The sequence below is a fragment of the Enterobacter cloacae complex sp. 394I7 genome (assembly GCF_057320345.1).
Map to the genome: position 1 here is coordinate 308,052 of NZ_JBXWCR010000003.1, position 12,455 is coordinate 320,506.

The 12,455-nt window shown below is 52.4% G+C and carries 11 protein-coding genes and 1 pseudogene; 6 read left to right on the top strand and 6 right to left on the bottom strand.

The window, feature by feature from the left end; translation table 11 throughout:
* The first annotated feature begins 163 nt into the window (after window positions 1-163).
* A complete protein-coding gene (locus AC2FAP_RS14910) occupies window positions 164-1,171 on the top strand; it encodes a LacI family DNA-binding transcriptional regulator (RefSeq protein ID WP_485452971.1) in 1,008 nt (335 codons plus the stop codon).
* Here AC2FAP_RS14910 and AC2FAP_RS14915 read toward each other — a convergent pair.
* On the bottom strand, window positions 1,157-1,582 hold the full coding sequence (locus tag AC2FAP_RS14915; protein ID WP_025205684.1) for a fosfomycin resistance glutathione transferase FosA2: 426 nt from the start codon (window positions 1,580-1,582) through the stop codon (window positions 1,157-1,159). The two genes, AC2FAP_RS14910 and AC2FAP_RS14915, sit on opposite strands and share 15 nt — an antisense overlap.
* Before the next feature lie 199 nt (window positions 1,583-1,781).
* Here AC2FAP_RS14915 and trpS point away from each other — a divergent pair, with 199 nt between their 5' ends.
* The 5 genes and pseudogenes from trpS to guaD all read left to right on the top strand — a co-directional run bounded on the left by trpS (window position 1,782) and on the right by guaD (window position 5,796).
* On the top strand, window positions 1,782-2,786 hold the full coding sequence (gene trpS, locus AC2FAP_RS14920; RefSeq protein WP_485452972.1) for a tryptophan--tRNA ligase: 1,005 nt from the start codon (window positions 1,782-1,784) through the stop codon (window positions 2,784-2,786).
* Window positions 2,787-2,959: 173 nt separating this feature from the next.
* Window positions 2,960-3,127, top strand: a pseudogene (locus AC2FAP_RS14925) (hypothetical protein); the annotation flags it as partial.
* A gap of 40 nt (window positions 3,128-3,167) precedes the next feature.
* A complete protein-coding gene (locus AC2FAP_RS14930; protein WP_108647536.1) occupies window positions 3,168-3,506 on the top strand; it encodes a hypothetical protein in 339 nt (112 codons plus the stop codon).
* A gap of 401 nt (window positions 3,507-3,907) precedes the next feature.
* A complete protein-coding gene (locus tag AC2FAP_RS14935; protein WP_078774320.1) occupies window positions 3,908-4,354 on the top strand; it encodes a hypothetical protein in 447 nt (148 codons plus the stop codon).
* A gap of 62 nt (window positions 4,355-4,416) precedes the next feature.
* On the top strand, window positions 4,417-5,796 hold the full coding sequence (gene guaD, locus AC2FAP_RS14940) for a guanine deaminase (protein ID WP_485452973.1): 1,380 nt from the start codon (window positions 4,417-4,419) through the stop codon (window positions 5,794-5,796).
* Window positions 5,797-6,068: 272 nt separating this feature from the next.
* On the opposite strand, the gene AC2FAP_RS14945 is transcribed toward guaD, so the two are convergent.
* The 5 genes from AC2FAP_RS14945 to AC2FAP_RS14965 form a co-directional block, all read right to left on the bottom strand.
* On the bottom strand, window positions 6,069-7,019 hold the full coding sequence (locus tag AC2FAP_RS14945; RefSeq protein WP_422710562.1) for an aminoimidazole riboside kinase: 951 nt from the start codon (window positions 7,017-7,019) through the stop codon (window positions 6,069-6,071).
* Between the two features lie 108 nt (window positions 7,020-7,127).
* Window positions 7,128-8,141: an OmpG porin family protein gene (locus AC2FAP_RS14950; protein WP_063214235.1), complete on the bottom strand. Its 1,014-nt coding sequence runs from the start codon at window positions 8,139-8,141 to the stop codon at window positions 7,128-7,130.
* Window positions 8,142-8,153: 12 nt separating this feature from the next.
* Entirely contained in the window at window positions 8,154-9,647 is a 1,494-nt protein-coding gene (locus tag AC2FAP_RS14955) for a family 43 glycosylhydrolase (RefSeq protein ID WP_485452974.1), read from the bottom strand.
* 14 nt (window positions 9,648-9,661) lie between these two features.
* On the bottom strand, window positions 9,662-10,927 hold the full coding sequence (locus AC2FAP_RS14960; RefSeq protein WP_485452975.1) for an OmpG porin family protein: 1,266 nt from the start codon (window positions 10,925-10,927) through the stop codon (window positions 9,662-9,664).
* A gap of 91 nt (window positions 10,928-11,018) precedes the next feature.
* A complete protein-coding gene (locus tag AC2FAP_RS14965; protein WP_485452976.1) occupies window positions 11,019-12,452 on the bottom strand; it encodes a glycoside hydrolase family 32 protein in 1,434 nt (477 codons plus the stop codon).
* Window positions 12,453-12,455 lie beyond the last annotated feature (3 nt).

A 12,455-nucleotide genomic window follows, 5' to 3' on the forward strand; every position in this document is an offset into this window, starting at 1 on the left:
ATTTAGCTAATAAATATTAGTTGCGGGATAAATGCGCAATTCATGACGCTCCGAAAAGCGACAGCCTTCACAAAGTTCATGCAGGCGCGAATAAGAAACGTGATCGACGGCGCGTAAGCGAACAGTTAGGGTATGATGCGGTGTCGCGAGAGGGAGAGGACGGATGAAGCGAAAAACAAAAGTCACGATGAACGATATTGCGCGGGCGGCGGGGGTGTCGCAGGCGACGGTATCGCTGGTGCTCAACCAGTCCCGTAACATCAAGCTCAGTGACGAGACCCGCCAGCGGGTGATCGGCGTGGCGACCGAGCTCGGTTATGACCGCCTGCCTGCCATTCACGCCCCGCGCAACCAGGAGGAAATCGCCCTGCTGGTAAGTTCCCTGCAAAGCTTTGATCCCTTTATCGATGCCATCAGCCAGGCGCGGGAAGCCGCATGGCGCAACGAAGCGCTGCTGACGGTGTACGACTACGGTGATGACGTAGAGCTGGCGCTGAACATTATCCGCCAGCTGGAGAAGCGCAACTGCGTGGGGATTATCCTCGCCTCCCCCGTTACCACGCTTGTCGACATGACCGCTTTTCAGGACTGTACCCGCATTCCACTGGTGCTGCTCAATCAGCGCGACCCCGGCTCGCCGCTGCTGCCGTCGTTTATTCCGGACGACTACGCCAACGCCTTCCAGGTGACCAAACACCTGATCGCCTGCGGTGCAACGCGTATCGCCCACATCACCGGCGAGAGCTGGATGGAGGCCTCCCGCCAGCGGCTGGCCGGCTATCAGGCCGCCTTACAGCAGGCCGGTTTAGCCTGTGACGAGAGTCTGGTGCGCCAGACCAACTGGCAGTTCAGCGAATCCTTTACCGCCACCACCTCTCTGCTGGCGCTGGACGAACGCCCGGACGCCATCTTCTGCGCCAGCGACTGGCTGGCGATCGGCTGCTATCAGGCGCTGGCGGTAAACGGCGTGCGCATCCCGCAGGATATGCTGCTGGCGGGCTACGACGACCAGAAGATCTCCGAGCAACTCACCCCACCGCTGACCAGTATCCCGCTCCCCTACAGCGAACTGGGACGGCTGGCGGTGGAGTACCTGTGCAATCAGGAAGATGCCGCCACCCATGTGACGCTGGCGGGCAGGCTGAAGGTACGGACATCAAGCCTCGTCTGAGGTGAAGACCATTCCGGCATAGGGTTTCTCCCGGCACGCCGCCAGCCGCGCGGCGAGGCTGCCCACGTGCAGTTCCAGCTTGTGCCCGTCCGGGTCGAGAAAATAGAACGATGCCCCCTCGCTTTTGTTTTGCTTCCAGACGGTAACGCCCGCCTGCTCCAGCTTGTGCGAGAACGGTTCAAAATCTTCCGCCGCAACGGTAAACGCGTAATGGGTATAATCGCTCTCCTGCGGCGGCACGTAACCGCGCGCCTCGTCATAGGACAGGCAGACCCACAGATCGCCGCAGGTAAGATAGGCCCCGGTATTCCAGCGGGCGTGCAGCGTCAGCCCCAGCAGCTCGTGCCAGAAGGTAACGCTTTTTTGCAGGTCGCTGACCGCGAGGGTCAGATGGTTGAGTGATTGCAGCATGACGTGCCCTTTTGTTTTTTGCGCCAGACGTGGTACGGTAACTTCATGAACATAAACCACGCCGTGCTCACCGTAAACCGCTGGTGGCTGCCTTCTTAAAGGCGGCACGGAGTAGTTTTCCCCATTTTCAGATAGCCGCCGAAAGGCGGCTTTCACATTTCTAAGACCCCTTTCGGCAATTGCACATTAAGGAGTCTTTATGAACGTTCAAACCATCCTCACCGGCGACCGCCCAACCGGCCCGCTGCACCTGGGTCATTTCGTCGGTTCGCTGCGCCAGCGCGTGGCGCTACAGCAGACGCATAACCAGTATGTCTTGATTGCCGACCTGCAGGGGCTGACCGACAACGGCAGCAACCCACAAAAAATTCGCGACAACATCCCTGAAGTGCTCGCCGACTACCTCGCCGCCGGCATCGACCCGAACCTGACGACACTCTGCCTGCAGTCCGCCCTGCCCGCTCTCGCCGAGCTGACAATGTTGTATATGAACATCGTCACCGTCGCCCGCGTCGAGCGTAACCCGACGGTGAAAAACGAGATTGCGCAGAAAGGCTTTGCCCGCTCGCTGCCGGTCGGTTTTATGGCCTATCCCATCAGCCAGGCGGCGGACATCACTGCGTTCAAGGCCGAGTGCGTCCCCGTCGGCGACGACCAACTGCCGATGATTGAGCAGACCAATGAGATTGTGCACAAGATGAACAGCCTGTTGCCTGCCCCGGTGCTGCGCCACTGCAAAGCGATGCTCAGCGACACCGGCCGCCTTCCCGGCATCGACGGCAGCGCCAAGATGTCGAAATCACTGGGCAACACCCTGCACCTTTCTGCCAGTGAAGAGGCGATTCACCGTGCGGTCAGCGCCATGTACACCGATCCGAACCACCTGAAGGTGAGCGACCCGGGGCAGATTGAGGGAAACGTGGTTTTTACCTACCTCGACGCGTTTCATCCGGACAAAGCGAAAGTGGCAGCGATGAAGGCGCATTATCAGGCGGGCGGACTGGGTGACCGGGCATGCAAGAACGAGCTGGAGGCGTGCCTGCAGGAGCTGATTGCACCGATGCGGGAACGGAGGGCGATGTACATGCAGGATAAAGGGGAGCTGATGGCGATGCTGAAGCGCGGCACGGAACGGGCGCAGGCGGTGACACAGGGAACGCTGAGGGAAGTGAAGGTTGGGCTGGGGGTGCCGGTGTTTAGTTAAGTTAGTTTGAGCGGTGGAGTGCGTGGGATTGGCATGAAACCGCTTATTGTCTCATTTAAGATAATATTAATGCCCCTAATAATTCTTAATTTTTCGTGTAGATTATATAAATTGCTTTAATTGCATTAATATTACATCGATATTACTCTTTATAACAGATTTAAAGAGATACTATGGCTGACGTAGAAGATATAGCGAGGAGATTATGCAATATAATCTCCTCGCCTGATACCGTGACTGGACTTATAAATGGAGGGCTATCTGTACCGTTAGATTATGGATATCGGGTTTATGGTATCGTTGACACGGACACACGATATACACACAAGACTGAGAAAATAACAATAGAAAAACCAAAAACAAACACTACGGCAGGGTCATATGAGTAAGTTTACCATCCCAATTATAAACCTGCTTCTTTGCTCATATTTAATTTTTGCCTATAGTCTTTGCTGGATTGAATTCGACACATGGCATGATAAAACAATCGCCTTTTCCATCATTACTATGAGTGCTTACATTATTTCATTAGTACTCAATAGATTACTGCCAGGAAAGATACTTACTTTAGGTGGGATCCTGAACGTGTTATCAGGCCCTGTGCTCGTGGTAGGTGCATTTGCTTGCATAGCTATCCTTGAGCCGTGGCCTTTGAAAATTCCTGGCTTATTAATATGGGTCGTGGCAATGTTATATCTACCTTCTTTTATAAACATTTAATAGAACAGTGTGGTGCCGGGTGCCTCCCGGTGAGCAAAGCCCGCATAATGACGTTAACCTATAAATTATGCCCCACCGCACAGGGGGATTCACCACAACACGAAGCATATGAAAAATCCCGCGATAAAAAAGCTATTCAAACCGACAATAAGACAACAGTCATTTCGCCATTTTGCTTAATCATGCGCTGCCAGACACACTACCGCATTCACCCTTCGGCTTATAAAGCATGTCCAGCGGAATAAATCATTGCTATCTCTTTAATAGCCTCAACTTTCGCCATCTTATTAACCTTTCGATTTATTGATGTATTTCATTTTTGTGCCAGGATTTTTAACGAATAAAAATGAATGCACGGAAGATACCCTACCTCTCCTCCGGCAAAGATATGGACAAATAAGATGAAACTCAGGATAACATTACTTTCAGCACTGCTGGCGCTTCCGCTATTTGCTCAGGCGACCTGCAACGTACCGGAGACACTCTCCGGCAAAATCTTTATCAATAAAACGGGTCCGCTATGGTCTGTGCAAAACCCCAATGCCGATAGCCTGCTCCGACTGGAGTTCACTGACGATACGTATACCAGCCATATCTTGCGCACAGGCAATAAGGTGCAAGGGAAATACCGTTATGAAGTTTTTAAAAGCCAAACAGGCCTGGCACACAGCGTAGGCGTTCTGGAAGCAGAGGAGGATTTTCAGGGCCAGACGACGCTGTTTACCCTCACGCTCGTCTGCCTGAGCGACAGGACCGGCACCTTTGTCTACAACCAGCGTCAGGGCGCCATTAAACCGAATATCAGGCAGAACACGGGGGTCTGGATAGTTCAGGATCCTGCGACCTGAAAAAATCCTACTGCCATCCGGGACATTTTCCCTTCAGCATAATCGTGAAAAAGGACAAACAGATGAACACCTACCACGCATTCCCCTGGCAACGGGTTGTTAGCGCGCAGGGCTATACGGCGGAATCAAAGGAAAATGTGACCCACTTTACCGACACGCTGTTCTGTATCGACGGTAGCGGTACCATTGTGGATATTATTCAACATAACGATGGCGCGTTCCGGCACGTACGTGACGCCGCCCGTAAAGCGGGTAAGCTCACTGAACTCTCTTCTGACCAGTATCTTCTGCCCGGCCTGATCGATTTGCATGTCCACGCCCCGCAGTGGCCTCAGATGGGCAAGGCGCTGGATAAACCGCTTGAGAAGTGGCTGAATGACTACACGTTCCCGCTGGAAGCCCGATACGCCGACGTCGATTTTGCCCGCCGAAATTATACGGAACTGGTCAGCGCGTTGTTGGCGAACGGCACAACCACCGCCGTCTACTTCGCCACCCTGCACACTGAAAGCAGCGTCGAGTTGGCCCGCATATGCCTGGCCCAGGGGCAGCGCGCCCTGGTGGGCCGCGTCGCGATGGACGATCCCTCCCAGTGCCCTGACTATTATCGGGACGAAACGGCGGCATCGGCCGAGGCGGAAACGCGTGCATTTATTCGCGCTGTCGCAGAGTTACCCGGCAATACGGCAAAACGTGTGCTCCCGGTTATCACCCCGCGGTTTATTCCCTCCTGCACGGATGACCTGCTGAAAAGACTGGGCACGGTGGCGAAAGAAACAGGCTGCCATGTGCAAACCCATTGCTCAGAAAGTGACTGGGAACATGGTTACGTCAAAGAACGCCTGGGGAAAACGGACACCGTGGCGCTGCGTGATTTTGGCCTGTTGACCCAAAAAACCATCCTCGCGCATTCAAATCACATTGAAGATGACGATGCTGACCTGATTAAGAAAACCGGGGCTGGCGTCGCGCACTGCCCCCTTTCAAATTTCTATTTTGCCAATGCAGTATTCCCTCTGCGAGCAATGCTGGACCGTGGACTGAACGTCGGGTTAGGCACCGATATTGCCGGTGGCCATAGCCCCTCGGTATTTGATGCCTGCCGCCATGCCATCACCGCCAGTAAAGCCCTGAATGATGGCGTCGATGCCCGTATCAAACCGGAACACCGCGGCAGACCAGGCTCGGCAGTCAGCTTCAAGGAAGCATTCTGGTTGGCGACAGCCGGTGCGGGTGGCGTGCTTGAGCTGCCTGTAGGAAAGCTGGAGGTCGGATACCAGTTCGATGCCATCGTTATCGATACCCGGGCTGCAGGAAGCGATATTTATATTCATGCTGCTGAAGACCAGCCTGAAGATAGACTGCAAAAAATCATCTTTAACGCCAGGCGAAATAACATCAGCCGTGTCTGGGTAGACGGAAAAGCCGTGAAAGTTCAGTAAGATCATACAGCGGCACCGTCTGCGGCATCACCGTGGCTCCCTGTGAAATGCTTTCTTTTTCTCAGGGAGAGGTATGCCAGAAGCGAACCTGGTGTAAACACGAAGCAGGAATTATCCGCATGGCTGAACCAGCAAGCGGGGAGCTGAAGTTTTCCAGAGACCTGTTTGCCCCCCGTATTCGGCCATTGTCATCTTACCAGCTAAGTCTGGAATGACTTGAGTACACGTCTCCACGAAAATGCGCGCGCCAGCCAAACATGTTCTCACCCTGTTTAGCCCTTTTTCACCTCGTAATCCGGTAGCGAGAATCGAGTGATAAAGGTATTAAGTGCGTTAGTATCAGGTAGCGCGGTCAGCGCCCCTTTGCGCGTTGTCGCGAGGGCACCGCAGGCGCTGGCCTGAGCAATGGACTGGTGGAGTTGTTCAACATTCTGCGGCATCCCGCGATGTGCAATCCAGGCCAGTAACCCTGCGACAAACGCGTCGCCAGCACCGGTTGTATCAACACTGTTGACGGTATAACCGTCGAAATGAATAACGCTGTCGCGCCACAGCACCATGGCACCTTGCTCACCGTAAGTCACGACTTTGAGTTGCGCGGGCAGAGCATTGAGAGCATTAAGCGCATGGGAAAAATCGTGAGAGCCTGTCATCCAGTGCCATTCTTCTTCCGAGAGTTTAAGAATGTCGGCCTGGGCGGCGAAATGACGCACCGTCTCGAGCATTTCATGCTTATCGGGCCACATTTGCTCCCGTAAATTCACGTCGAAACTCAGTAATCCCCCACGCTGTTTTACTTGGTTGATGGCGGTGACGAGCGTATGACGACACGTTTCGGCGACCAGGGCCAGAGAGCAGAAGTGCAGAATATCTTCGCTAAAGTCGGGCAGCGCATCGGGCGTTAAAAATTGATCCGCGGAAGGGTTGGTTAAAAACGTAAATCCACGCTCGCCAGCGCGGCCCAGAGAGACCAATACCGTGCTGGTTCTGTGCTGATTATCCAACTGCAGACTTTCGGTTGAAACGCCTGCGTCAGACAGCGTTTTCTTCAGAAAATAACCAAAGTCATCCTCACCGACCCGGCCAATAAAACCACTCTGGCAGCCCAGACGCGCAGCGCCAATTGCCACATTGAACGGGGCACCTCCTGCGCAGGCCTGATATTGCATGTCTGAAAGCGGTAGAAGATCCACCACTGCATCGCCAAGAGTCCAGATATTCATGACATTTCCTCAATAATAATTAACTTTTTAAATGTGACCTGCGGGAAGGTCACTTTTTTAATAGTGCTTAAGCGTGAACAGGTGCCATGGATTATCCAGGCATACGGTTTAAAAGTTATAATCCAGCATCAGCTTATATTCGGTGGTAACAGCCTCACCGTGGGTCACCCAGCTTCCGTCCTGTTTTATCAACGAGCCAGTAACTTCTCCGGACACGGTAAAACGAGAGGTCAACGGATAATTCGCCGATACCTTCAGGAAGCGGTTGCGGGTATTCTGGAAGACTTCGCCATCTTCAGGCTGTGCATTGTATTTCTTATAATGGCCATACCCGCCGCTGAGCGTTGTGGATAATTTCCCCCAGTTGCGCCAGACGCCGACTGACGTGGTCCAGCTTTTTTCGTCAATATCGCCCCATTGCGCCCTGTCTAAAATGGCAGAGGCAAATTGCTGGCGGAACCAGACGCCGGTGGTGTTATTAATAATATATTGCACGCCAGGCTCAATCTGAAATGAACGCACGTCGCGGTCATTTTGCGATCCACCGCTGCGGCGGTGATCGATCTGCTGATACAAATAGTTAAAGAATGAGAAATTGTCCGTAACACGAAGATCGGTAAAGAACTTAACGCGGCCTTGCCAGCGGTCCTCGATTGAAGCGCTTCCACCCATGACATCCCAGCCATAGCGCAGACGTTTGTAAAAATATTCATGGCCGATGATCAACTGAGTCCACTGGTTTTGGCTGAGGTAAGACTGATCCTCCCACGTCCCGTTATAGTAGGTGGTTCTGCCCTCAGAGAAAGCCAGATACCAACCGGGTAACGCATCGTGTCGCATCACGCCTTGTACAAACGTCAGTGAATCATTCCCGTTGTGGAAATGGCTGTTACGCCAGTTATTGTCCTCAATGGCATATTTCATCTTCAGTTGGCCATGAACGCGGCCACCGGCAGGATTGGAGGAGCGGGCTGAGGTCCACATAACCTCTTCATCCAGATAGGACCACGGGTCCACGGCAACAACCTTTCCCGAGGGGTCCTTCATGATACTCATGCTCGCATTCGCCAGCGCGGGAAACAGAAGAGCAAAAATAACAGACAGGGCATGATAGTTTTTCATAATAATATCCCGTTAAATCATTTCTTTTATTTTCAACGTTGCGTGAAAATGGTCGTTTTGAGGCAGGCTAATACTCCACGGCTTCTCCTGCATGGAATACATCCGGGTACTGAATGCCGCTTTATTATTTATATAAAAGACAGCAATTGAGTTTTGAATGAGAACGCGTAACTCAATTTTTTCCCCGATCGGAACATCCACCCAGGATTCCGCGTTAGCCTGATGAATCGACGCGAGCGGTGCGTTGAAAAAATAGACTTTTCCTTTGCTCTTATTGAACACAACGTTCAGCATCGCATCACTGACTCTGTCGTCGGTCAGACCAAAGCTCATCACCATTCCGGCAGAAGGAACATCAATGGTTGCGCTCAACTCACCACGTTCAGGCAAGGCCGGGTACAGCGCCGACTGTAAGGGGCCGAACGACGTGGCCGTTTTAAGCGTTTTAGTGCTCGTTAAGGTGGTCACCGGACCAGGATTCTCACTGATGACCTTCTGAAGCTCCTGGGGCAGGATGCTGTTGAGCTGGCCCTGATCATCTGCGGTGAGCTCATGAGCAACCAGATTCCCTGCCCAGTCAATATTGCCGCTGTCACGGTTACCGGCTTTCGTCGGGATCCAGCCGAAAACAAACAGCCGATCGTTTTTGAGTACCAGTTTCCCCGCGTAAAAACCCGAGCCGTCGACCACATAATTGCCCAGTTTCCGCCACGGCCCCTCCGGATTATCCGCAACCCGATATTGTGTCAGGCGTAACGGCCATTGGTCGCTAAAGCTGAGATACCAGCGTCCGTTGAAGTAAACCAGTGTCGGGCATTCGAGGTTGGCATTGCTGGTGATGGTGTCGTTATCAAAAAATACGCCGCGATCTTCCCAGTGCGTTAAATCCGTTGAACTGTACCGGGCAATAACCCCACGACCGTTACTGCGCGTAGTAATTAACATCCAGTATTCTTTCTTTTCCTCAACCCAAACGACGTGAGGGTCACGGAAATCATTACCCCGATAGTTACCGCCGGGTAAAATGGTGTCCTGCGGGTGTTTCACCCAGTGAAGGCGGTCCTTACTGGTCGCGTGCATAATAGACTCAACCGGGAACACATTTTCATTGTGTGCGGTGTACCAGGCATGCCAGGTATCGCCGACCTTAATAATCGAACCGGTTCCCAATAACAGTTCAGGATCGTCAACGTCGTTAACGTAGGGGATCACTTCGGAATGGTTCTGATAATCATACAAGTTGGCACTCGACAAGAGATGAAAAGCATGTACCCCCAAATCGCTGCCGCCGCGGACATCATTAAGATAATAAATATCAAATGTGCCATCGTTAAAAACGGGCATAGGGTCGCCCACAAATGAACCGTCAACCCGCGGGAAAAAGCCATTAATATGGGTGATACTTTTATTCTGTAATGTTTCTTTCGAAGGCTGCGACCAGGCAGGATTATTGCCGAGTGAAAGCGCAAGCAGCGCGACAGATGCCGCAACTATTAATTTTTTCATGCTACACCTGAATGTCAGAAGTTATAATTCACGCCAACCACGGTAAACGGGTTCCATGAGTGACCGGTCGATGTCCAAAGCCCGGTTTCTTTCGTAAATTGTGCTTTGAATTCACCGTATAATCGCACTTCACCAAATACCGGATAACTTAGCGTGCCACCGATAAACTTATACCGACCGTCATAGAAAACTTCGCTGGCATTGCTGGCGTTATCTATTTTGTCCTGGCCAAATCCAACATACAGGGAGGTTAATAATGGATACCAGTTTCGCCAGAGTCCGGCCGTGACTTTCCATTCTTCTTCGACAATATCGCCCCAGCTCTGACGCTCCTGGCGGTTATGATAATAATAGGGTCGCAAATAGAGTCCGAGATCCGGATTCACGCGGTATTGAATGGCTGGCTCAATTTCGAAAATGTACTGCTCCAGATCGCCATTCCCCGGTTCGTTCCCCTGAGGCTGATATTCGCCATACGCGTATCCGGCCAAGCTCCATTTGTTGGACAGTCGCAGGTCCTGCCAGATCTTAAACCGGTTTTTCCAGCGTTTCGTTGCCGTTTCGGAACCGACCATAACTTCCGTACCGATATTCCCTCGCCAGGTTTCGAAAATATGGCCCACAAAAAATTCATTGATGGTATTGGTGCCTTGATAGTCCTGATTACTGAACTGTCCTTTATAACTGTCTTCTCTGGCATTCCAGAAACCGAAATACCAGTTAGGCAATTCATCATGCCTTAAAAAAGCCTGAATGGTGGCGAGTTTAAACTTGCCGCTGTTTTTCTTATTATTGCTCCAGCGAACATCGTCAATTTCTATCTGAGACCCGATGTTTCCATGCAGGCCACCCACTTCCATATTACGACCGATACTGTTCCAGTGAACCGGCGGATCTTCCTGCCTTAAACGCAACAGACTGACGTCTTCGGGGTTATCCCCTTTAGGACGCTTTTTCACTTCAGCTTTTTTATTCTCCGTTTGCGCCGATAACGTCACGGGCTTTGACGAGGTCGTGAGTTCAGTTTTTTGACCTGCAGCAACCGGAGAAGACGAAGCACGAAGGGACGATTGTTCATTGCCTTTATTAGCTGATGATACACTCGTACCGTTGGTGTCTGATTCATCCTGAAAATAGCTTTGATAGTTTCCTGTAACGTCTTCAGCAATGGCAGGAAATGCCGCTAATGTCACCATTAATACCAGCGTCTGTTTTCCTGGAACAAATATGTTTTTATCTTTCGAGGTAATGCAATTTTGAGGTATTACGCTTTCATCCATTTTGCTCTCTCATTATTCCAGACAATAATATGCCAGCCAGAGACTGGCAGAAATAAAAACTCACCCTGCAAGAAACAGGTCGGAACGGAGATTATTTATCTAAAGACCAGTATCCCGCATCGTATAATGAGGCCTTCCCCTGATTTGCAAACAATGAAATATCGCGCTTGCCCGGCTGCGGATAAATACGACTGCTTAAGCAAGCGTCACCATCGTTAATAAAAACTTCCACCGATGAGCGGTCAATAAAAATTCGCAGTGACAGAACGCTGTCTGCTGGTAGCGGAATACTGCGCGTGCCTTCCAGCGAATATTGCGGATAGCGACGCTCCACCACCAGACGCCCGGCCTGATCGTCGACGTAAATTCTCAGCCCGTCACCCAACGCGATACCAAACTGTTCAGCCGTCGATGCGCTCAAATCCCATGCCAGCCGAACTTCGACCGCGTCGGCATCTGCCGCGACAAGGACGCTCTGATTGTTCAGACAGCGGACGGGCGTGGGATAATAGCTGCCACGCAGCGCGGTCACTTCGGCAGCCGGTTTCATTCTCACACGGCCATCGACAAGGCTTAATTCGCGCGGAAGCGAGAGCATTCCGGCCCAGCCATCCTGCTGTTCGGGCATCGGTGATTCCCACATATCCAGCCACCCGATGACAATGCGTCGGCCATCCGGGGTCACGAAACTCTGCGGGGCATAAAAGTCGTGGCCGTGGTCCAGCTCAGTAAATTGTCCGCTGTGGGTGAACGGTTGACCTGGCTGCCAGTCCCCAAGTAAATAGCCACTCTGGAACAGGTTGCGATAGTAATACCCTTCCGCCGCCATGCCCTGCGGCGAGAACATCAGGACACGCTTCTCTCCCAGGGTGAAGAAATCCGGGCATTCCCACATAAAGCCCTTGCCTTCATCAGCCTCGGCGAAAATACCTTCGTCATGCCATTCGCGGAGATCGGTGGAACGGTACAGGCGCACCTGGCCGGTATTTTCCACGCGGGAGCCGACAACCATGTACCAGAACTCACCTTCGCGCCACACCTTCGGATCGCGAAAGTGATGCAGTCCGGGCGGTGTATCAATCACCCTGCCGTGCCGTTCAAAATGGATGCCGTCACGACTGGTCGCCAGACACTGCACCTGGTAGAGGTTGTCGTCTGTGTCCGACGGGCCGTGAAATTTATGTCCGGTGTAGATGAGCGCCAGCGTATCGCCGTCCACCACGGCGGAGCCGGAGAAACAGCCGTCTTTGTCCGCCGGGCCTTCCGGCGCTAGCGCGACGGGCAGATGTTCCCAATGCACCAGATCTTTGCTTCGGGCGTGCCCCCAGTGCATCGGACCCCATTTCGGGGAATAGGGATGATGTTGATAAAAAGCGTGATACCAGCCGTCAAACCATACCAGGCCATTAGGATCATTCATCCAGCCTGCGCGAGGGGCGAGGTGATAGCGCGGATACCAGCGCGGATTAATCCCGGATTGTGCTTTTTCAAGCACCTGTTCAGCCTGTTCTAATAAGGATGTCATCGT